The sequence below is a fragment of the Sphingomonas sp. Leaf343 genome (genome assembly GCF_001423765.1).
Taxonomy (GTDB): domain Bacteria; phylum Pseudomonadota; class Alphaproteobacteria; order Sphingomonadales; family Sphingomonadaceae; genus Sphingomonas.
The window spans coordinates 491,738-511,675 of sequence record NZ_LMPG01000001.1 but is presented as its reverse complement, the minus strand read 5'-3'; the positions used below and the strand labels follow the sequence as shown (position 1 = coordinate 511,675).

At 67.6% G+C, this 19,938-nt stretch carries 20 protein-coding genes; 10 read left to right on the top strand and 10 right to left on the bottom strand.

Annotated elements, in window-relative coordinates:
* Nucleotides 1-71 precede the first annotated feature (71 nt).
* Nucleotides 72-2,165: a malate synthase G gene (locus tag ASG07_RS02200; RefSeq protein WP_055842881.1), complete on the bottom strand. Its 2,094-nt coding sequence runs from the start codon at nt 2,163-2,165 to the stop codon at nt 72-74.
* Between the two features lie 93 nt (nt 2,166-2,258).
* Between ASG07_RS02200 and ASG07_RS02195 the strand changes: the two genes are divergently transcribed.
* Nucleotides 2,259-3,158 (top strand): LysR family transcriptional regulator, encoded by a 900-nt coding sequence (locus ASG07_RS02195; RefSeq protein ID WP_055841527.1) that lies wholly within the window; start codon nt 2,259-2,261, stop codon nt 3,156-3,158.
* A 14-nt stretch (nt 3,159-3,172) separates the two neighbouring features.
* On the opposite strand, the gene ASG07_RS02190 is transcribed toward ASG07_RS02195, so the two are convergent.
* Entirely contained in the window at nt 3,173-4,012 is an 840-nt protein-coding gene (locus tag ASG07_RS02190) for an oxidoreductase (protein ID WP_055841524.1), read from the bottom strand.
* A 91-nt stretch (nt 4,013-4,103) separates the two neighbouring features.
* On the opposite strand from ASG07_RS02190, the gene ASG07_RS02185 reads away from it, so the two are divergent.
* On the top strand, nt 4,104-5,741 hold the full coding sequence (locus ASG07_RS02185) for a thiamine pyrophosphate-binding protein (protein WP_055842877.1): 1,638 nt from the start codon (nt 4,104-4,106) through the stop codon (nt 5,739-5,741).
* A gap of 201 nt (nt 5,742-5,942) precedes the next feature.
* Here ASG07_RS02185 and ASG07_RS02180 read toward each other — a convergent pair whose 3' ends face one another.
* A complete protein-coding gene (locus ASG07_RS02180; protein ID WP_055842874.1) occupies nt 5,943-6,125 on the bottom strand; it encodes a CsbD family protein in 183 nt (60 codons plus the stop codon).
* Between the two features lie 118 nt (nt 6,126-6,243).
* Nucleotides 6,244-7,251: a sulfur carrier protein ThiS gene (gene thiS / locus ASG07_RS02175; RefSeq protein WP_082474430.1), complete on the bottom strand. Its 1,008-nt coding sequence runs from the start codon at nt 7,249-7,251 to the stop codon at nt 6,244-6,246.
* A 73-nt stretch (nt 7,252-7,324) separates the two neighbouring features.
* On the opposite strand from thiS, the gene aroQ reads away from it, so the two are divergent.
* From aroQ to ASG07_RS02140, 7 genes are all read left to right on the top strand, one after another.
* Nucleotides 7,325-7,759 (top strand): type II 3-dehydroquinate dehydratase, encoded by a 435-nt coding sequence (aroQ, locus tag ASG07_RS02170; RefSeq protein ID WP_055842868.1) that lies wholly within the window; start codon nt 7,325-7,327, stop codon nt 7,757-7,759.
* 33 nt (nt 7,760-7,792) lie between these two features.
* Nucleotides 7,793-8,272 carry an acetyl-CoA carboxylase biotin carboxyl carrier protein gene (gene accB, locus ASG07_RS02165; RefSeq protein WP_055841521.1) on the top strand — a complete coding sequence of 160 codons (480 nt, stop codon included), beginning with the start codon at nt 7,793-7,795 and terminating at the stop codon, nt 8,270-8,272.
* A complete protein-coding gene (accC, locus tag ASG07_RS02160; RefSeq protein ID WP_055841518.1) occupies nt 8,272-9,624 on the top strand; it encodes an acetyl-CoA carboxylase biotin carboxylase subunit in 1,353 nt (450 codons plus the stop codon). The genes accB and accC overlap by 1 nt, the downstream gene beginning before the upstream one ends.
* A 278-nt stretch (nt 9,625-9,902) precedes the next feature.
* Nucleotides 9,903-10,241: a P-II family nitrogen regulator gene (locus ASG07_RS02155; protein WP_055841515.1), complete on the top strand. Its 339-nt coding sequence runs from the start codon at nt 9,903-9,905 to the stop codon at nt 10,239-10,241.
* 119 nt (nt 10,242-10,360) lie between these two features.
* Entirely contained in the window at nt 10,361-11,773 is a 1,413-nt protein-coding gene (gene glnA, locus ASG07_RS02150; protein WP_055841513.1) for a type I glutamate--ammonia ligase, read from the top strand.
* A 311-nt stretch (nt 11,774-12,084) separates the two neighbouring features.
* Nucleotides 12,085-13,551 carry an ABC transporter substrate-binding protein gene (locus ASG07_RS02145; RefSeq protein WP_082474429.1) on the top strand — a complete coding sequence of 489 codons (1,467 nt, stop codon included), beginning with the start codon at nt 12,085-12,087 and terminating at the stop codon, nt 13,549-13,551.
* Nucleotides 13,552-13,557: 6 nt separating this feature from the next.
* A complete protein-coding gene (locus tag ASG07_RS02140) occupies nt 13,558-13,992 on the top strand; it encodes a DUF4112 domain-containing protein (RefSeq protein WP_082474428.1) in 435 nt (144 codons plus the stop codon).
* Here ASG07_RS02140 and ASG07_RS02135 read toward each other — a convergent pair.
* The 3 genes from ASG07_RS02135 to nadC are packed head-to-tail and all read right to left on the bottom strand — an operon-like array spanning nt 13,989 to nt 15,998.
* Nucleotides 13,989-14,702: a ribonuclease T2 family protein gene (locus ASG07_RS02135; protein ID WP_082474427.1), complete on the bottom strand. Its 714-nt coding sequence runs from the start codon at nt 14,700-14,702 to the stop codon at nt 13,989-13,991. The two genes, ASG07_RS02140 and ASG07_RS02135, sit on opposite strands and share 4 nt — an antisense overlap.
* Nucleotides 14,699-15,100: a hypothetical protein gene (locus ASG07_RS02130; protein ID WP_156361697.1), complete on the bottom strand. Its 402-nt coding sequence runs from the start codon at nt 15,098-15,100 to the stop codon at nt 14,699-14,701. Before ASG07_RS02130 ends, ASG07_RS02135 begins: the two co-directional genes overlap by 4 nt.
* Nucleotides 15,101-15,155: 55 nt before the next feature.
* On the bottom strand, nt 15,156-15,998 hold the full coding sequence (nadC, locus tag ASG07_RS02125; RefSeq protein WP_055841504.1) for a carboxylating nicotinate-nucleotide diphosphorylase: 843 nt from the start codon (nt 15,996-15,998) through the stop codon (nt 15,156-15,158).
* Between the two features lie 136 nt (nt 15,999-16,134).
* On the opposite strand from nadC, the gene ASG07_RS02120 reads away from it, so the two are divergent.
* Nucleotides 16,135-17,289 (top strand): GGDEF domain-containing protein, encoded by a 1,155-nt coding sequence (locus ASG07_RS02120; protein ID WP_055841500.1) that lies wholly within the window; start codon nt 16,135-16,137, stop codon nt 17,287-17,289.
* Between the two features lie 23 nt (nt 17,290-17,312).
* Here the strand turns inward: ASG07_RS02120 and nadA are convergent, their stop codons facing one another.
* From nadA to ASG07_RS02105, 3 genes are read right to left on the bottom strand one after another with little or no spacing between them, the layout of a single operon-like run.
* Nucleotides 17,313-18,311 carry a quinolinate synthase NadA gene (nadA, locus tag ASG07_RS02115; RefSeq protein ID WP_055841497.1) on the bottom strand — a complete coding sequence of 333 codons (999 nt, stop codon included), beginning with the start codon at nt 18,309-18,311 and terminating at the stop codon, nt 17,313-17,315.
* On the bottom strand, nt 18,308-19,042 hold the full coding sequence (locus tag ASG07_RS02110) for a DUF4230 domain-containing protein (protein WP_055842855.1): 735 nt from the start codon (nt 19,040-19,042) through the stop codon (nt 18,308-18,310). The genes nadA and ASG07_RS02110 overlap by 4 nt, the downstream gene beginning before the upstream one ends.
* On the bottom strand, nt 19,039-19,893 hold the full coding sequence (locus ASG07_RS02105; RefSeq protein WP_055841494.1) for an MBL fold metallo-hydrolase: 855 nt from the start codon (nt 19,891-19,893) through the stop codon (nt 19,039-19,041). The genes ASG07_RS02110 and ASG07_RS02105 overlap by 4 nt, the downstream gene beginning before the upstream one ends.
* Nucleotides 19,894-19,938: the final 45 nt, after the last annotated feature.

Sequence of the window (19,938 nt, the reverse complement as noted above, 5' to 3'; positions counted from 1 at the left end):
CCACCATCTGGTGGGCCGGCCCTTTTCCCGTCCGCGCTCCCCTCCCCCTTCAGGGTGGCCGGAGGCGCGCCCTATCCCGCCGCGGCCACCTTCGCCTCCGTGCGGTACCGGTGCAGCAACGGCTCGGTATAACCGTTGGGCTGGTCCAGCCCGTCGAACACCAGCGCCTTGGCCGCGTCCATCGCGATGCCGCCATTCGCAAGCGGCCGATATAGCGGATCGTCAGCGTTCTGCGCGTCGACCTTCGCTGCCATACGGGCGAAGGCGGCGTCGACCTCCCCGCGCGTCGCGACGCCGTGGAGCAGCCAGTTGGCGATGTGCTGCGACGAGATGCGCAACGTCGCGCGGTCCTCCATCAAACCGATGTCGCGGATGTCGGGCACCTTGGAACAGCCGATGCCCTGATCGATCCAGCGAACGACATAGCCGAGGATACCCTGGGCGTTGTTGTCCAGTTCCTCCCGCACCTCCGCCGCCGACCAGTTGCGACCGGTCGCGACCGGGATCGTCAGCAGCCGGTCGAGCGAGGCGACGGCCTCGCCGCGTCGCTCGGCCTGCCGTGCGAACACGTCGACCTCGTGATAATGGATCGCGTGCAGCGTCGCGGCGGTGGGGCTCGGCACCCAGGCGGTGTTCGCGCCGGTGCGGGGGTGGCCGATCTTCTGCGCCAGCATGTCCGCCATCCGGTCCGGCGCGGCCCACATCCCCTTGCCGATCTGCGCCCGGCCGGAGAGGCCGCATGCCAGGCCGATCTGGACGTTGCGATCCTCGTAGGCGGCGATCCAGCCGCTCGCCTTCATGTCGCCCTTGCGGATCATCGGGCCGGCGCGCATCGCAGTGTGCATCTCGTCGCCGGTACGATCGAGGAAGCCAGTGTTGATGAACACGATCCGGTCGCGCACCGCATGGATGCAGGCCGCCAGATTGGCGCTGGTCCGCCGCTCCTCGTCCATCACCCCGACCTTGATCGTTTGGCGCGACAGACCCAGAAGATCCTCGACCGCGTCGAACAGCCTGTTCGTGAAGACGGCCTCGTCCGGGCCGTGCATCTTGGGTTTGACGATGTAGATCGATCCGGCCCGACTGTTCGCGCGGCGGCCGTTCAGATCGTGGAGCCCGATCAGGCTGGTGACGATCGCGTCGAGTATACCCTCCGGCGCCTGCGATCCGTCCGACAGCAGGACCGCAGGTGTCGTCATCAGATGGCCGACGTTGCGCACGAACATCAGGCTGCGGCCGGGCAAGGTGAAGACGCTGCCGTCCGGCGCGGCGTAGCGGCGGTCCTGCTCCAGCCGGCGGGTCTGCACGACGCCATCCTTCTTGAAGCTGGCGCTCAGGTCGCCCCTCATCAGGCCGAGCCAGTTGGCATAGGCCGCGACCTTGTCATCGGCATCGACGGCGGCGATCGAGTCCTCCAGATCGGCGATCGCGGTCAGCGCGGATTCTAGGATGACGTCGGCAAGCCCTGCCGGATCGCCGCGGCCGATCGGGTGGTCGCGGTCGATGACGAGTTCGATGTGCAGGCCGTGATGGCGGAGCAGGATGTTCTCGCCCGCACGCCCGACCAGTTGCGACGGATCGGCGAGCGCAGGGTTGCCGCCGGCCCAGTCGCTCCACGATCCGATCGCCAGGGGCACCGCGCGGTCGAGGAACGCCTTCGCCCACGCGATCACCTGCGCGCCGCGATCGATATCATATCCCTGTCCCGCCGCCGCGCCGGGGATCGCGTCGGTGCCGTACAACGCATCGTACAGGCTGCCCCAGCGCGCGTTCGCGGCATTGAGCAGGAACCGCGCGTTGAGGATCGGGACGACGAGCTGCGGCCCGGCGAGCGTCGCGACCTCGGGATCGACATCAGTAGAGCCGATCGCGAACGGTTCCGGTTCCGGCACGAGGTAGCCTATGTCTCGCAGGAAGGTCCGGTATCCCGCCATATCGATCGGCATGTCGGCGTGATCGACATACCAGCAATCGACCTTCGCCTGCAGCGTGTCGCGGATGGACAGCAGCGCGGCATTCTCCGGCGCGAACCGGGCGAAGATCGTCGAAACCCCGCGCCAGAACGGCTCCGCCTCCAGCCCGGTGCCGGGGAGCGCGTGCGCTTCGAGGAAGCCGGCCAGCGACGTGGCGACCATCAGCCCCGCGCGTTCGACCCTGTCCGTCATGACCTTCTCTCCCTCGGTTGCGAGACCATAGCCCGCCGCGCACTTCATCGTTAGACGCATCTATAGCAAAGCTGTCGATCGCCGGAGGAACGAATGGATCCCGATATCGCGCTGTTCGTGGAGGTGGTCGATGCCGGCAGCCTGAGCGGAGCGGCGCGCATTCGCGGCCTGTCGCCGGCGATGGTGTCGAAGCGGATCGCGCGGCTGGAGGCGCGGCTGGGTGCGCGCCTGCTGGTGCGGACGACGCGGCGGCTGGACCTGACCGGGCCGGGCGAGCGGTTCCATGCGGATGCGGTGACGATCCTCGCGGCGCTGAGCGAGGCGGAAGCACGCGTGTCCGGGCGCGACGGAACGCCGGCAGGACCGTTGCGCGTGTCCGCACCGACATCGTTCGGGCGGATGCTGATCGCGCCGCATCTGGCGACGTTCCTCGATGCGTATCCGCGGGTGGCGCTGGAGGTGGATCTGACGGACGCGATGGTCGATCTCGCAGCCGGCCGCATCGATCTCGCGATCCGGATCGCCGCCGACATCCCGCCGTCGCTGCATGCACGACGACTGGCATCCAGCCCGCGGGTCCTGTGTGCCAGCCCGGCCTATCTGGCGACGTTCGGGGCGCCGGCAAAGGCGGCGGATCTGGCCCGGCATCGTGTCCTCGCAACCGTGGACCAGTTGCCCTGGCGATTGGTCGGGCGCGGCAGGACGTTGAGTGTGGACGGTCCGAGCCATGTGCGGACGAACAGCAGCGATCTGATCCGCGAACTGGCGCTCGGCGGCGTCGGCGTGGCGTTGCGGTCGTTGTGGGACGTCGGCGAAGCGCTGAGCACCGGAGCGTTGGAGCGCGTGCTGCCGGATTATGAGGGGTCGGCGCGAGTGGCGATCCATGCCGTGTTTCCGACCATGTCACCGTCCGCGGCAGGCATTGCGCTGGTCGAGCACCTTGTCGCCTGCTGGCGCCGGAATGCCGCGCTGGACCGGGTCGGGGTGGAATGATGCTTCGGTGAAGCTCAACCGCCCGGATAATCCGTCGCTTCCCCCTCCCCGCGCAGTCCCTCGATCTCCGCGACGCGTCGGTTCAGCCGGTCCAGCACCGCGTCCAGCCCCCATTTGCCCAGCACCATGTGCCGCGGTGGATGGTCGCTCTCGGCCAGTGCGATCATCGCGTCGGCGGCGCGGACCGGGTCGCCCGCCTGTTTGCCGCTGATGTCCTTCGTACTGGCCAGCCGCGCGCCGGCGGTGTCGGCATAGGCATCGATCCGCACCGGCGTCTGGCGGAGCGAGCGGCCCGCCCAATCGGTGCGAAACGGCCCCGGCTCCACGCAGGTGGCGCGGATGCCGAGCGGTGCGCCCTCCGCCGCCAGCGAATCGGTGAAACCCTCGACGGCGTGCTTCGACGCGGCATAATAACCAGAGCCGGGAAAGCCAACGAGGCCGGCGACCGAAGTGATGTTGATGACGTGCCCGCCGGATTGCGCGCGCATCGTCGGCAGGATCGCACGGGTGAGCGCGAACAGGCCGAAGACGTTGGCGTCGAACTGTGCGCGGATTTCCTCTTCCTCGCCTTCCTCGATACTCGCCTGATAGCCATAGCCGGCATTGTTGACGAGAACGTCGATCCTTCCGAACCGCTCCAGCGCCGCCGCCACCGCAGCATGGATCTGCCCCTGATCGGTCACGTCGAGCGCCAGCGCGAGGACGGTGTCGCTCGCCAGATCGGCGACCCGCGCCCGATCCCGCGCGGTGACGATGGCCCGCCAGCCGCGCGCCGCGACGCGTTCCGCCAGCGCCCGGCCGAAGCCGGTGGAACACCCGGTGATGAACCAGACGGCGTCCTTGTCCAGCGGCATAGGTCGTTCTCCTGTAACGAAATATTTGCTGAGGAATGATCGGCGCGCGTGCACGGTTCCCGGTGGCATGGCGAGCGGCTATGCTGTCCCGATGACACTCAGAACCGGCGGCCGCCTCCTCGTCGACCAGCTCGTGGCGCAAGGCTGCGACCGTATCTTCACCGTGCCGGGGGAGAGTTTCCTCGCCGTGCTCGACGCGCTGCACGATACCCCCGCGATCGATCTGGTGGTGTGCCGTCAGGAGGGCGGCGCGGCGTTCATGGCATGTGCCGACGGCACGATGACGCACCGGCCTGGCATCGCCTTCGTCACGCGCGGACCGGGCGCGACCAACGCGTCGATCGGCGTGCATGTCGCGATGCAGGATTCGCAGCCGATGATCCTGTTCATCGGCGATGTCGATCGCGGAACGCGCGACCGCGAGGCGTTTCAGGAGATCGACTTCCAGGCGATGTTCGCGCCGCTTTGCAAGTGGGCGGCGCGGATCGACGATGCCGCGCGCATCCCGGAATATGTCGCGCGTGCGTATGCGACGGCGATGAACGGACGGCCGGGGCCTGTGGTGCTTGCGCTGCCGGAGGATATGCTGCTCGACATGGTGGAGGCCGCGGACCGCCCGCGCGTGGAGCGGACCGCGCAGGGGGCGGATGCGGATGCGATGCTGCATCTGGCCGATCTGCTCGCTACCGCGGAGCGGCCGGTGGCGATCGTCGGCGGGGCCGGCTGGAACGAAGCCGCCGGCCTGACCGTCGCCGACTGGGCGGCGGAGGCGGGCGTGCCGCTGGCGGCGGCGTTCCGGCGGCAGGACGCCGTGCCGAACGACTGCCCGGTCTATGCCGGCAATCTAGGCTATGGCCCCAACCCAAAACTGCTCGCGCGCATCCGCGACGCCGACCTGCTGCTGGTGATCGGTGCGCGGCTGGGGGAGGCGACGACCGACGGATATGCGCTGGTGACGCCGGAGCACCCGGGGCAGCGGCTGGTGCATGTCCATCCCGACCCGGAAGAACTTGGGCGGACATACCGCACCGATCAGGCGATTTGCGCCGGCATGGCGGAGTTCGCGGAGGCGTTGCTGGCGATCTCGATCCCACCGCTGACTGCCGGCGCGGAGGCGCATGCGGAGTGGCTGGATTGGTCGACGGCCCGGCCGCGCGACCTGACGATGGATCTGGGTCCATGCGTCGCGGCGATGCGCGGGGCTTCGCCGGCGGATACGATCATCTGCAACGGCGCGGGCAATTATTCGGGCTGGTGGCACCGGTACTGGCATTATGCCGGACCGGGAACGCAGCTTGCCCCGACCGCCGGGGCGATGGGTTACGGCGTTCCGGCGGCGGTGGCGGCGTCGCTGCGGCATCCGGGGCGCAGCGTCGTGGCGCTCGCCGGCGACGGGTGCTTCCTGATGAACGGGCAGGAGCTGGCGACGGCGGTGCAGAGCGGCGCGTCGATGCTGGTCGTGGTGGTCGACAATGGATGGTACGGCACGATCCGCATGCATCAGGAGCGCGAGTTTCCGGGGCGGGTCGCGGGCACACGACTGGCGAACCCGGACTTCGCGGCGCTCGCGCGCGCGTTCGGATGCTGGGCGGAGACGGTGGAAAGGACGGAGGATTTCGCGGCGGCGCTGGCGCGGGCTGCCGGCGAGCCGGGCGTGCGGTTGCTGCACGTAAAGACGGATGTCGAGGCGATCACCGCGGGGACGACGCTGGCGAAGCTGCGCGGGTGAGCAGAGCCGGCTTTTGAGCTTGTTGGTTCCCCCGTGAAGGCTGGGGTCCAGTGTCTTCGACCGGGCTGCTGAGGCACTGGGTCTTCGCCTTCGCGGGGGACACGAAAAGCACCTCTCCCCGGCCAAGAGTTTATCTGGCGCCCAAACAAAAAAGCCACCCCGGTTGCCCGGAGTGGCCTATTCGTCAGACTTTACGTCGGATCAGATCTTGTCGCCGAGTGCGCCCTTGACGCTGCCCTTGACGTCCTGGCCAGTGCCCTTGACCTGCTGGGCCTCGCCCTCGGCCTGAAGCTGCTCGTTATCGGTCGCCTTGCCGATGGCTTCCTTGACGTTGCCCGCGATCTTGTTGCCGGCTGCTGCGACCTTGTCGGTGAATTCGCCCATGATGGCCTCCATCTCTGTCCGCCGCCCGCCAGCCGGGCTGCTTCGACATTCAGGAAGGAAACGGACTCTACGGAATGGAGTTCCGTGACAAACCCGTAACCTGCGCCAAATTATCGATTCAGATCAATCCGGCGAGCGGGCTGGAGGGGTCGGCGTAACGTCGCTGACCCATGCGGCCGGCGCGGTAGGCGAGCCGCCCCGCCTCCACCGCGGATCGCATGGCGGCGGCCATCATCACCGGGTCCTTCGCCTCGGCGATGGCGGTGTTCATCAGCACGCCGTCGCAACCCAGCTCCATCGCCACCGCCGCGTCGGACGCGGTGCCGACCCCGGCATCGACCAGTACCGGCACACCCGCTCCCTCGACGATCAGGCGGATGGTGATGCGGTTCTGGATGCCCAGCCCCGATCCGATCGGCGCGCCCAGCGGCATGATCGCGACCGCGCCGGCATTCTCCAGCCGCTTGGCCGCGATCGGATCGTCGACGCAATAGACCATCGGCAAGAATCCCTCATTGGCGAGGATCTCGGTGGCGCGCAGCGTCTCGTGCATATCGGGATAGAGCGTCTTCGCCTCGCCCAGCACCTCCAGCTTGACGAGGTCCCAGCCCCCTGCCTCGCGGGCCAGCCGCAAGGTGCGGATCGCGCTTTCGGCGTCGAAGCAGCCGGCGGTGTTCGGGAGGTAGGTGACTTTCTTCGGGTCGATGAAGTCGGTCAGCATCGGCGCGTTGCGGTCGCTGACGTTGACGCGGCGGACGGCGACGGTGACGATCTCCGCTCCCGATGCCTCCAGCGCGGCGGCGTTCTGCGCGAAGTCCTTGTACTTGCCGGTGCCGACGATCAGGCGCGATCGGAAGGTCCGGCCGGCCACAGTCCACGTATCGTCCGCCACCGGGCGCGCGTGGTCGCCGCCACCAACGAAGTGAACGATCTCCAGATCGTCGCCATCCTCGACGCAGACATCCTTCAACGTCGAGCGCGGCACGACCTCAAGGTTGCGCTCCACCGCCACCTTTTCGGGCACGAGCCCCAATTCGGTGGCGAGATCGGCAAGGCTGAGGCCGGCCGTGACGCGCTTGTGCTCGCCGTTCACGGTGATCGATACGGTTCCGTCGGTATGTGCCATGCCTGTCATCTAGGCGTCGCGCCCGTGCCCGGCAATGTTGCGCGCGGTCGTTACGGATGCGATGAACGCACGCATGACCGACATCGTCTACGTCCTGAACGGCCCGAACCTGAACCTGCTCGGACTGCGCGAGCCCGACATCTACGGGTCCGACACGCTCGACGATATCGCCGGGATGCTGGAGGACCGCGCCCGCGAGCTGGGGCTGGAGATCGACCTGCGCCAGTCCAATCACGAGGGGCATCTGGTCGACTGGCTGCACGAGGCGCAGGCGGAGGGGGCAAAGGCGGTGTTGCTCAACGCGGCAGGCTTCACGCACACGTCCGTCGCAATCCACGACGCGATCAAGGCGATCACGGTGCCCGTGATCGAGGTGCACCTGTCGAACCCGCATCGCCGTGAAGCGTTTCGGCACGTGAGCCTCGTCGGGCAAGCGGCGAAGGGGACGATAGCCGGGTTCGGTGCACTGTCCTATACGCTCGCGCTTGAAGCCGCGGCGCGGTTCTGACAGACGCCGCCGATTACAGAGGGAAGGGTCACGATGACCGACACTAATTCTTCGGGCGCCATGCAGGTCGACGTCGATCTCGTGCGCCAGCTCGCCCAGTTGCTCGACGTGACGCAGCTGACCGAAATCGAGGTCGAGGACGGCGATCGCAAGATCCGCGTCGCGCGCAAGGCGGCGGCCGCCGCCCCGGTGCAGTACGCGCCGCAACTGGCGGCACCGGCTGCGGTCGCGGCTGCCGCGCCGGCGGTGGAGGCGGGCGGGATGGCCCCGGCCAGCACCGTCAACGCGGTCAAGTCGCCGATGGTCGGCACCGCCTATCTCGCCGCCGAACCCGGCGCGAAGCCGTTCTCGTCGGTCGGCCAGAAGGTCGCCGCGGGCGACACGCTGCTGATCGTGGAGGCGATGAAGGTGATGAACCCGATCGTCGCGCCGACGGCGGGTACGATCACGTCGATCCTGATCGAGAACGGCCAGCCGGTCGAGTTCGACCAGCCCCTCGTCGTGGTCGAATAATGCCGCAGATCAAGAAGCTGCTGATCGCCAATCGCGGCGAGATCGCGCTGCGCATCCATCGCGCCTGCCACGAAATGGGGATCAAGACGGTCGCAGTGCACTCCACCGCCGACGCGGATGCTATGCACGTGCGCCTCGCCGACGAGGCGATTTGCATCGGGCCGCCGGCCGCGACCGACAGCTATCTCAACATTCCCAACATCATCTCCGCCGCCGAAATCAGCGGCGCGGACGCGATCCATCCCGGATACGGGTTTTTGAGCGAGAATGCCCGCTTCGCCGAGATCGTGGAGATGCACGACCTGTTGTTCGTCGGCCCGAAGCCGGAACACATCCGCACGATGGGCGACAAGATCGAGGCGAAGCGGACCGCGGGGGCGCTCGGCCTGCCGCTGGTGCCCGGCTCCGACGGCCCGATCGCCGATCTGGACGAGGCGAAGGCGATCGCGGCGAAGGCCGGCTATCCCGTCATCATCAAGGCGGCGTCGGGCGGCGGCGGTCGCGGCATGAAGGTCTGCACGTCGGAGGATCAGCTGGAAACGCTGATGGCGCAGGCAGGCACGGAGGCGAAGGCCGCGTTCGGCGACGCCACCGTGTACATGGAAAAATATCTCGGCAACCCGCGCCATATCGAGTTCCAGGTGTTCGGCGACGGCAACGGCAACGCCATCCACCTGGGCGAACGCGACTGTTCGTTGCAGCGCCGCCACCAGAAGGTGCTGGAGGAGGCCCCCTCGCCCGTCATCACCCCCGCCGAGCGCGAGCGGATGGGCGGCATCGTCGCGAAGGCGATGGCCGATATGGGCTATCGCGGCGCGGGCACGATCGAATTCCTGTGGGAAGCCGGCGAGTTCTACTTCATCGAAATGAACACGCGGCTTCAGGTCGAGCATCCGGTGACGGAGATGATTACCGGCATCGATCTGGTACGCGAGCAGATCCGCGTCGCGGAGGGTCATCCACTGTCGGTGACGCAGGATCAGGTGCGGTTCAGCGGCCACGCGATCGAATGCCGCATCAATGCGGAGGACCCGCGCACCTTCATGCCGTCGCCGGGCAAGGTCGCGCAGTTCCACGCGCCGGGCGGGATGCACGTCCGCGTCGATTCCGGACTGTACGCCGGGTATAGGGTGCCGCCCTATTACGACAGCATGATCGCGAAGCTGATCGTCTACGGCACCAGTCGCGAACGCTGCATCGCGAGGCTTCGCCGCGCGCTAGAGGAGTTCGTAATCGAGGGGATGAAGACCACCATCCCGCTCCACCGCGACCTGATCGAGGATCCGGAGTTCCAGGCGGGCGAATACACGATCAAGTGGCTCGAGGATTGGCTGGCGAAGCAGCCGGAATAGGTCAGTCCTCCCCTGCAAGGCGAGATGGCAGCCCGCAGGGCTGACGGAGGGGTGGCCACGCCGGCGGTGTCACCCCTCCGGCGCTCCGCGCCACCTCCCCTTGCAGGGGAGGAACCAACATCGAAATGCCCCTCACCTGGGCATCATTCCTCACCCTGCCCGATTAGCGGGCAGGCATTTACGTTTCCTTCAGCATTGCCCCTGACGGCCCCGGCTGGCACGTTGCGTGCATCGCGCTCAGCCGGGCGAGGGATTCGGATTTCAGGGGACGTTCCGCAGTGAAAAAGGTCGAGGCGATCATCAAGCCGTTCAAGCTCGATGAGGTGAAGGAGGCGCTGCACGAGATCGGCGTGTCCGGCATCACCGTCACCGAGGCGAAGGGCTTCGGGCGCCAGAAGGGTCATACGGAGCTGTATCGCGGCGCCGAGTACGTCGTGGATTTCCTGCCCAAGGTGAAGCTGGAAGTCGTGGTGGAGGATGCGCTGACCGAGCGCGTGGTGGAGGCGATCGCCGCCGCCGCTCAGACCGGTCGCATCGGCGACGGCAAGATTTTCGTGATCCCGGTTGAATCGGCGCTCCGCATCCGCACCGGCGAACGCGACGAAGCGGCGATCTGAGCGGATCACGCCATCGGCATTTGACGCGGCGCAACAATTCCACGATCCAGCGTTCGCAATCGTAACATGATTCTGCCGGGGAGCTTCCCGGCATTGGTTCCAAGAGCAAGGGGCATGACATGGCGAATTCGGCCAGCGACGTTCTGAAGATGATGAAAGAGCAGGAGATCGAGTGGATCGACCTGCGGTTCACCGACCCCAAGGGCAAGTGGCAGCATCTGACGATGGTCGCCGGCCTGATGGGTGAGGACGAGTTCACCGATGGCCTGATGTTCGACGGCTCCTCGATCGAGGGCTGGAAGGCGATCAACGAGTCGGACATGGTCCTGAAGCCCGATCTGGATGCCGTGTACGTCGATCCGTTCTCGGCGACGCCGATGCTGATCGTGGTATGCGACATCGTCGAGCCGTCGACCGGTGAGCTGTACGCCCGCGACCCGCGCTCGACCGCCAAGCGCGCCGAGGCGTATCTGAAGACGACCGGCGTCGGTGACACGGTATATGTCGGCCCCGAGGCCGAGTTCTTCATGTTCGACGACGTGCGATTCGAAAACAGCTACTCGACCAGCTATTACAAGATCGACGACATCGAGCTGCCGGGCAATTCAGGCCGCGAATATGAGGGCGGCAACCTCGCCCACCGGCCGCGCGCCAAGGGTGGTTACTTCCCGGTCGCGCCGGTCGACTCCGCGGTCGACATCCGCGGCGAGATGGTCTCGACGATGATCGAGATGGGCCTGCCCTGCGACAAGCACCACCACGAGGTCGCCGCCGCACAGCACGAGCTGGGCCTGACCTTCGGCACGCTGACGCAGACCGCCGACCGCATGCAGATCTACAAGTATGTCGTGCATCAGGTCGCGCATGCGTACGGCAAGACGGCGACGTTCATGCCGAAGCCGATCAAGGAAGATAACGGCTCGGGCATGCACACCCACTTCTCGATCTGGGAAGGCAAGAACCCGCTGTTCGCCGGCAACGGCTATGCCGGCCTGTCGGACATGTGCCTGTACTTCATCGGCGGCATCATCAAGCACGCCAAGGCGGTCAACGCATTCACCAACCCGTCGACCAACAGCTACAAGCGGCTGGTGCCGGGTTACGAAGCGCCGGTGCTGCTCGCCTATTCGGCGCGCAACCGTTCGGCGTCGTGCCGCATCCCGTACGGCACCGGCCCCAAGGCGAAGCGCGTCGAGGTGCGCTTCCCCGACGCGCTCGCCAACCCGTATCTCGCCTATGCGGCGCTGATGATGGCGGGGATGGACGGCATCCTGAACAAGATCCATCCCGGCGAGGCGATGGACAAGAACCTGTACGACCTGCCGCCAGCGGAACTCGCACAGGTGCCGACCGTCGCCGGCTCGCTCCGCGAGGCGCTCGACTGCCTGGCCGCGGACCACGACTTCCTGCTCAAGGGCGACGTGTTCTCCAAGGACCAGATCGAGGCGTATATCGAAATCAAGATGGCCGAAGTCGCGCGTTGGGAAATGACGCCGAGCCCGGTCGAGTACGACATGTACTATAGCGGTTAAGCCGTGACGCGCCGGCACGGCGGTGCGCACCCGCGCATCACCGCGGTCGGCCGGCGTCACTCCGGCGAAGACCGACGGCGTGGCTTCGCCACGACGGGACCATCGAGAAGGGCGTCCGGTTCGATCCGGGCGCCCTCTTCGCTGCCGTGGTGCTTGCCGGTGGTGGCTGGCGAAACCGCGACGCACCCGGCGCTTCTGCGCGGCGATTTATTGACCCTGCGTCATGCCGGGACCAGACCGGCATGACGATCGAAATCAATTGCCCACCGCTCCCGCTACGCATCCCCTCTTCGCTTGTGTAAGGAGGCGCGATGACGCGGCGGAACGCATATCGATGGTGGCTGTCGGCGGTGTTCGCGCTGTTGGCGGGGTGCGAGCGGCGGCCCGACTCCGGCCCCGTCGTCGTCAGCGCGATCGGCGCCCATCCGGAAGCGCGGCCCGGTGCCGACCTGCCGTCACGCCTGCTGGTCGATGCGATCGGGCAAGGGCTGGTGCGGTTCGATGCGGCGGGCCAGATCGAACCGGGCTTGGCCGAGCGATGGATCGTGATCGACGGCGGCACCAGCTACATCTTCCGCCTGCGCGAAGCCTATTGGGCGGATGGCAAGCGCGTCACGGCGGAACAGGTGGTGCGGCTGATCCAGCGCAGGATCGCCAGCCCCGCCAATCCGCTGTCGCCGTTCCTGACCGCCGTGGACGAGGCGGTGGTCATGACACCGCAAGTGATCGAGCTGCGGTTGAAGCGCCCCCGCCTCGACCTGTTGAAAATTTTCGCCCAGCCGGAAATGGCGCTGATCCGGCCCGCCCCCGCGATCGGCAGCGGGCCGATGCGGATCGCGTCCGCGGGCACCGCGCCGCTGCTGCAGCCCGCCTTCGATCCGGGTCTCGCCGATCCGGAGGATCAGGCGGAGGTTGCGCCGGAGGACCGTGTCCACCTGATCGGCGAGCGGGCAGCGCGGGCGATCCTGCGGTTCGCGCGTAGCAAGTCCGATCTGGTCAGCGGCGGGCGCTTTGTGGACTGGCCGCTGCTGGCGACCGTCGATCTGCCGCGCAATGCCGCGCGGGTCGATCCGGCGGCCGGCCTGTTCGGGCTGGCGGTGACCCGACGCGAGGGGTTCCTGTCCGACCCGCGCCATCGTGCCGCCCTGTCGGAGGCGATCGATCGTGCCGCTCTGACGGCGGCCCTCAATCCGCAATGGGAGCCGATAGACCGTATCCTGCCCGAGGCGCTCGACTCCGCCGCTCCGCCGCAGGTGCCGGAATGGCTGCTGCTGACGCTGGAGCAGCGGCGGGCGGCGGCGCGCGCGCTGGTCGCGGCATGGGCCGGCACCGCGGCGGGCGAAGCGGCGGGCGGTCTGGTGACGGTGTCGATCGCGCTGCCGGCCGGGCCGGGATCGACGATCCTGTTCGGCCAGATCGCGGCATCGTTCGGGACGATCGGCGTGGGCACGACCCGCGTGGCGGCGAGTGCGCCCGCGGACCTGACGCTGATCGACGAGGTTGCGCCATATGACAGCGCGCGCTGGTATCTCGCCACCGCGTGCCGCCCGTGCGACCTGACGGCGGTGGCGGCGCTGGGCGCGGCGCGCGATGCCGCGACGCTGGGTGCGCGATCGGAGGGGATCGCCGCTGCGGATGCGGCGATGAACGCGGACGTGGCGTTCATTCCGCTGGCGCAGCCGCTGCGCTGGTCGCTGGTATCCAGCAGGCTGGCGGCATGGGCTCCGAATGCGCGGGCGTGGCACCCGTTGAACCGGTTGCGCGCCGATCCCAAATAACCGGACATGGACACACGCGCCGCCCGCCCGCACCCCGCCATCGATCCCCGGCTGTTCGATCAGCTACCACTGGGTCGCGATGCCGCAGCCGTCCGGCGGCGGATCGAGGCGATGGAGAAGTTGCTGGAGCGCAGCTTTACCGTGCCGGGGATCAACCGCCCCGTCGGCCTCGACTTCCTGCTGGGACTGATCCCGGTCGTCGGCGATCTGGCGGCGGCGGCGCTCGGTGGCTGGATCGTGTGGGAAGCGCGCAATCTGGGCATGTCCAGGTTCCAGCTTGCGCGGATGATGGGCAATGTCGGGTTCGATGCGGTATTGGGCCTCGTGCCGTTCGTCGGCGATGCGGCCGATTTCTTCTTCCGCTCGAACACGCGCAACCTGCGCATCATTCGCCGCCACCTAGACAAACACCATCCCGGTACGGCGACGCTGGCGGGTTAGCGTCGGCCGCGCCAGATCCGTACCTCGGCGGTCGGGGCCAGCCCGCCCTGATGCGCCGGACAGCGCCGGTAACCGAACCGTTTGTCGAGGCAGATCCAGATCTCGTCCAGCCAGCCCTGACGGTCCGCGGTGATCCGCATCATGTCGGCGCGCAGCCCCGGATTGGCCCCGGCGACCGCCCGCGCCAGTCCGTCGGCGGTCAGCGACCGGCGCGACAGGGCGTCCATGTCGGGATAGCGGAGCACGCGATATAGCCGCGTCGACTGTGCGAAATACCGCGCGGGGCTGTAGCCGGGCATACAGGTGCCGTGCTTCGCCCATTCATGCTGCATCAGTTGCGCGGACGGCGTCGAGCAGAGACTGGTCCGCACCACGCGTGAGGGGATCAGGCCCGTCGGCCGGCAATATTGCGGCCATTCCTTCCCCTCGCCGTCCGGCCACAGTCCGTGCAGCGTGAAGCCGAAGCGGTTGCCGCCCCCGCACTGGAACCGGGCGGAGGCGTCGCGCGCATGCTCCCGACAATAGTTCGGCGACCATGTGATCGCGAGCGTGTAGCTGCCGATCGGCACCACGCGGCTGGGCTGGCTGCGCGTCGGCAGGTCGGGCCGGGGCCGATTGGGCTGGGCCGGGATCCGGCATTGCAGCGCCTGCGCGTCTGCAATGGCGGGCAAGCCAGACAGCGCTGCCGCGATCAGGATGGTACGGATCACGCGTCTTCCTCCCACTCGTCATGCTCGCGGGCGAACCAGATGCCCGCATTCGGCCGGAACAGCAGCACGGCCCCGATGACCGTCAACACGACCTGTACCGTGTTGATGACGCCCAGCAATCCGAAGGCGAGCTGTGCGGTGGCGATCTGGTACAACAGCGACGCGACACCGAACGCGGTCAGGATCGTCAGCAGGATACGCGAGATCCCGCTGCCCCGCCGCGTGGTCAGCAGGATCAGCAACAGGAATGCGCCGACGGTGAACGCCGTCACCCCGGCGGCCAGGCCGAAGCCGTAAGCAGCGGTCAGTTCCGGCCAGACCGCGACCGAACTGGCCAGCAACAGGCCCGTCGCGGCCAGATAGATGCGTTCGGCCTGCACCACGGATTTCGGACGCATCATTTCCCTTTCCTGCTTGCCCGCCGCGATAGCGCAAAGCGGGTGCCGCACGCCACTAGACCAGCGCGAAATCCAGCCCGATATCGGCGGCGGGTGCGGACTGGGTCAGGCGACCGACGCTGATATAGGTCACGCCCGTTTCCGCGATGGCGCGGATCGTGTCCAGCCGGACACCGCCCGATGCCTCGGTCGGGACGCGGCCGGCGACCAACGCCACCGCCTCGCGCAGCGTGGGTGGCGGCATATTGTCGAGCAGCAGGTGCGTCGCGCCGGCCTCCAGCGCCGGCGCGATCTGGTCGATCCGGTCGACTTCCACGATCACGCGGGCGATACCCGCGGCCACGGCGCGGCGGACGGCGGCGGCGATGCCGCCCGCGACCGCGACGTGATTGTCCTTTATCATCGCCGCATCCCACAGGCCCATGCGGTGATTGGTCGCGCCGCCCATTCGCGTGGCATATTTCTCCAGCACGCGCAGGCCGGGGATCGTCTTGCGCGTGTCGAGCAGGGTCGCGCCCGTCCCGGCGATCGCATCGACATAGGTCGCGGTCAGCGTCGCGATGCCGGACAGATGCTGGACGGTGTTCAGCGCGGACCGCTCGGCGGTCAGCAGCGCACGGGCATTGCCGGTCAGGCGCAGCAGGTCGCTGCCCGCCGCGACACGCTGGCCATCCTCCACCACGCGCTCGATCGCGACATCCGGGTCGAGCATGCGGAAGAACGCCTCCGCCAGTTCCAGCCCCGCGACGACGATCGGATCGCGGCTGTCCATCACGCCGGTGAAGCGCGCATCGGCGGGGATGACCGCGGCGGAGGTGATGTCGCCGCCCTCGCCCAGATCCTCCGCCAGCGTGGCGCGGACGAATGCCGCCGTGTCGAAGCCACCCGGGATCGTCATCGTGCCGCCTCGCCGGTGGAAAAACGTAAAATAGCCATGCCGCCGTCTAGCGACCGGCGGCATTCTGCGACAGACATTGTTAACCCGATTCGCCCAGAATGGCTGTATCGACGGGGGCGCGAAGGCGAGCGGCGGGATGACGGGCAGGATGGATACCTTCACGCCGCCACGGCTGCACCTGTTCCAGCGACTGGTGTCGCCGGGCAAGAAGACGCCGCCGGCGCTGCACGGCGCGCTGCTGGCGGCGTTGTTCGGGGCGCTGCCGGTCTATTTCGCGGCGCTGGTCAATTCTGTCGTCACGGCGGGCATGGTCGCCTGGCATCACGACGACGACGTCCATTTCCGCGTCTGGTTCGTCATGGAAATCCTGGTTTGCCTGACCAGACTGGCGACGCTGGGCCTGTCGCTGCGCCGCGCCGCGCGGGGCCTGTCGACGCCGACCGATCTCTACATTCTTCTGACCCTGTTGTGGGCGGCGAGCCTGGGATATGGCGGGTTCATCACGATCGCGCATGGGGACTGGCGGACGGTCGCGATCGTATGTCTGTCGGTGGCGGCGATGGCGGGTGGCGCCTGCCTGCGCAATTACGCCGCACCCCGCTTCGCCATCCTGCAACTGCTGCTGATCCTGGGGCCGTGCGCGGTCGCCGCGGTGATGACCGGCGAAGCGGTGCTGCTGGTCGTGCTGATGCAGCTTCCGTTCTTCCTGTTCAGCATGGCCGCCGCCACCTTCCGTCTGAACCGCATGCTGGTGAAGACGATGGAGGCGGAACTCGACAGCCAGCAACGCGCGCTGCACGATCCGCTGACCGGCCTGTGCAACCGCGCCGGATTGGAACAGGGGCACGCCACGCGGCGGGGGCAGGCCTTGTTCTACATCGATCTCGACGGCTTCAAACAGGTCAACGACGCGCATGGGCATGCGGTCGGGGACGCGGTGCTTCGCGACGTCGCCGACCGCATGCGGATGGTGGCTGGCCCGGATGCGCTGGTCGCGCGCACCGGTGGTGACGAGTTCATCATCCTGGCGGCGGTGGCCACGCAGGACGATGCGCTGGCGCTGAGCGGTGCGACCTCGGAGGCCTTGCGCCAGCCTTACAGGCTGACCGACGCGACGATCCTGTCGGGCGGCAGCATCGGCATCGCGATGCCCGATCCGGAGGCCTCCCTCGACGACCTGATGAAGCGCGCCGATCGCGGCCTGTACCGGATCAAGGCGCTGGGCGAAGGCGCGCGACCGGCGGACGGGCTGACGACGACGGAAGAACGGTTGATCCGGGCGCGGGTCTGATCCCGCGCGGACCGGCCGGATGTTCAGTCCCCCGTCACCCTGGCCGGCCCCAGATCGCCCTGTCCCACCGTACCCGACGCCATCGCCAGCATCGCATCGAGGCTTTTCTTCGCGCGCAGACGCAGCCCCTCCTCGATTTCGATCCGCGGCTCCAGATCGCGCAGGGCGACGTAGAGTTTCTCCATCGTGTTGAGCGCCATGTACGGGCAGATGTTGCAGTTGCAGTTTCCGTCCGCGCCCGGTGCGCCGATGAACCGCTTGTGCGGCATCGCCTTTTCCATCTGGTGGATGATGTGCGGCTCGGTCGCGACGATCAGCGTGTCGCCGGGCATGGCGCTCGCATATTCGAGGATTCCGCGGGTCGAGCCGACATAATCGGCATGGTCGAGGATGACCGCGGGACATTCGGGATGCGCGGCCACGGGCGCTCCCGGATGCTGCGCCTTCAGCTTCAGCAACTCCGTTTCCGAGAAGGCCTCGTGGACGATGCACACGCCGGGCCACAGCAACAGGTCGCGGCCGGTCTTGCGCGCCAGATAGCCGCCGAGATTGCGGTCGGGGCCGAAGATGATCTTCTGTTCGGGCGGGATCTTCGCGAGGATCGCTTCCGCCGACGATGACGTGACGATCACGTCGGACAACCCCTTCACCTCCGCCGAGCAGTTGATGTACGTCAGCGCGATGTGATCGGGATGCGCCGCGCGAAACGCCGCGAACTGATCGGGCGGACAGCTGTCCTCCAGAGAACAGCCAGCATCCATGTCGGGCAACACGACGATCTTCTGCGGGCTGAGGATCTTCGCCGTTTCCGCCATGAATCGCACGCCGCAGAACGCGATCACGTCCGCATCGGTCGCCTGCGCCTTCTTCGACAGATCGAGGCTGTCGCCCACGAAGTCGGCGATGTCCTGCAATTCCGGCTTTTGATAATAATGCGCCAGAATCACGGCGTTGCGCTCCTTGCGGAGGCGGTCGATCTCGGCGCGGATATCCACGCCCGTGAAGGAGGTCTGGATCGTCATCGGCGGTTCCCTAGCACGTCTTCCAGCGAGCGCGAGACATCCCAGCGTTCGTCGCTGGCGACGGGTTCGTCGGCGAAGCGGACCTGCACCCTGGCGGACAGGCCGGCGGCGTTGAGCGGCATCGCGAAGCTGCGCTCCACTGCGCGGCGGGTGGCGTCGCGGGCGATGCGGATCATCGGCGGCGCCTTCGCCTGACGGACGAGTTCGATCTGGCCGGCGCGGCGGTTCGCCTCGTCCAGCCGCGCCTCCGCGTCGGTGAACGTCGTCAGCAGCCCGCCGGAGCCATATTCGCGGATCTGGGTCAGGTCGATCTGCGGGCCTTCGACCTCTACCGGAGGCAGCCGCACCGACAGGGTCGAGGTTTTCGGATCCCATGCCACGTCGCGCGGCGTCAGCTTGCCCAGATCGACCTCGTACCGGACCATCCCGGGCATGATGAGCGTCTTCTTAGTCGACAGGCCGTATTGCGACTGGGTGGAGGTGGTCACCGCCACGAAGCGCGCCGCGAACGCCGACAGGCGGTTCTGTTCGCGCAGCCCTTCCAGACTGGCGCTGGCCACCGTGACCGGATCGGGCGTCAGTCGCTCGGCGACGTAGCGCTGCACGCCCCACAGGACGAGCAGGACCGCCAGCACGAGGATCAGAACGACACCCGTCGCCTTGACGAGGAACGCGCCGACACCGCTGCCCGAGCGAACAGGCGGCGTCACGGGGGTGGGCGACGGCGTCATGCCGCGATTCGCCACGTTTCGCCATCGTCGGCGACCATGCCGCGGCCGCGCAGATCATAGAGGTGCGCCAGCACCGATCGTTCCGCCGCGCCCAACAGCCGCGGGTCCAGCCCGGCATACATGCGCGCCACCATCGTCCCCACCGGCCACTCCCCCTGCCCCAGCAGACGCAAGATCTGGCCCTCGCGCTGCTTGCGATGTCCCAGCATGCCACGCACAAGCCGTCGCGGATTTTCCACTGCGTCACCGTGACCGGGATAATAGATGCGGTCGTCGCGCTCCATCAGCCGTTCCAGACTTGCCATGTACGCGCCCATATCGCCGTCCGGAGGGGAGACGACGCTGGTGGCCCAGCCCATGACGTGATCGCCGGAAAACAGCACGCCGCTTTCGGGAAGCGCAAAACACAGGTGGTTCGACGTGTGGCCGGGCGTCGCCAGGGCCATCAGGCTCCAGCCAGTGCCGATCACCGCCTCACCGTCTGCAAGGACCCGATCTGGCGCGTAGTCGGCGTCGAACGCCGCGTCCGCTCCGCCCTCACCCGCAACCGAAAACGGCGCGGCGCCGACGATCGGAGCACCGGTGGCGGCCGCGAGCGGACGGGTGGCGGGGCTGTGATCGCGGTGATGATGCGTGGCCATGATCGCCGTCACTGGTCGCCCGCCGATCTCCGCGATCAGCGCGGCGAGGTGGGCGGGATCGTCGGGACCGGGATCGATCACCGCGACATCGGTGTCGCCGACCACATAGGATTGCGTACCGGTATAGGTATAGGCGGAGGCGTTGGGCGCGAGAATGCGGGTGACCAGAGGGTCCAGCCGCATCGGGACGCCGGTGGGGTGTTGTGCCATCGCCAGCAGAAATGGCGGCTGGCGGACCGGGGCGCAACCCCGGCC

Bases quoted from the DNA above. Each gene is read 5' to 3' on its own strand.
- aroQ (WP_055842868.1), top strand. From the start codon at position 7,325: ATGACCGACATCGTCTACGTCCTGAACGGCCCGAACCTGAACCTGCTC.
- ASG07_RS02180 (WP_055842874.1), bottom strand. From the start codon at position 6,125: ATGGGCGAATTCACCGACAAGGTCGCAGCAGCCGGCAACAAGATCGCG.
- nadC (WP_055841504.1), bottom strand. From the start codon at position 15,998: ATGACGATCCCGGGTGGCTTCGACACGGCGGCATTCGTCCGCGCCACG.
- ASG07_RS02190 (WP_055841524.1), bottom strand. From the start codon at position 4,012: ATGCCGCTGGACAAGGACGCCGTCTGGTTCATCACCGGGTGTTCCACC.
- ASG07_RS02140 (WP_082474428.1), top strand. From the start codon at position 13,558: ATGGACACACGCGCCGCCCGCCCGCACCCCGCCATCGATCCCCGGCTG.
- ASG07_RS02185 (WP_055842877.1), top strand. From the start codon at position 4,104: ATGACACTCAGAACCGGCGGCCGCCTCCTCGTCGACCAGCTCGTGGCG.
- nadA (WP_055841497.1), bottom strand. From the start codon at position 18,311: ATGACGATCCAGACCTCCTTCACGGGCGTGGATATCCGCGCCGAGATC.
- glnA (WP_055841513.1), top strand. From the start codon at position 10,361: ATGGCGAATTCGGCCAGCGACGTTCTGAAGATGATGAAAGAGCAGGAG.
- accC (WP_055841518.1), top strand. From the start codon at position 8,272: ATGCCGCAGATCAAGAAGCTGCTGATCGCCAATCGCGGCGAGATCGCG.
- ASG07_RS02130 (WP_156361697.1), bottom strand. From the start codon at position 15,100: ATGCGTCCGAAATCCGTGGTGCAGGCCGAACGCATCTATCTGGCCGCG.
- accB (WP_055841521.1), top strand. From the start codon at position 7,793: ATGACCGACACTAATTCTTCGGGCGCCATGCAGGTCGACGTCGATCTC.
- ASG07_RS02145 (WP_082474429.1), top strand. From the start codon at position 12,085: ATGACGCGGCGGAACGCATATCGATGGTGGCTGTCGGCGGTGTTCGCG.
- ASG07_RS02110 (WP_055842855.1), bottom strand. From the start codon at position 19,042: ATGACGCCGTCGCCCACCCCCGTGACGCCGCCTGTTCGCTCGGGCAGC.
- thiS (WP_082474430.1), bottom strand. From the start codon at position 7,251: ATGGCACATACCGACGGAACCGTATCGATCACCGTGAACGGCGAGCAC.
- ASG07_RS02200 (WP_055842881.1), bottom strand. From the start codon at position 2,165: ATGACGGACAGGGTCGAACGCGCGGGGCTGATGGTCGCCACGTCGCTG.
- ASG07_RS02120 (WP_055841500.1), top strand. From the start codon at position 16,135: ATGACGGGCAGGATGGATACCTTCACGCCGCCACGGCTGCACCTGTTC.
- ASG07_RS02195 (WP_055841527.1), top strand. From the start codon at position 2,259: ATGGATCCCGATATCGCGCTGTTCGTGGAGGTGGTCGATGCCGGCAGC.
- ASG07_RS02105 (WP_055841494.1), bottom strand. From the start codon at position 19,893: ATGGCACAACACCCCACCGGCGTCCCGATGCGGCTGGACCCTCTGGTC.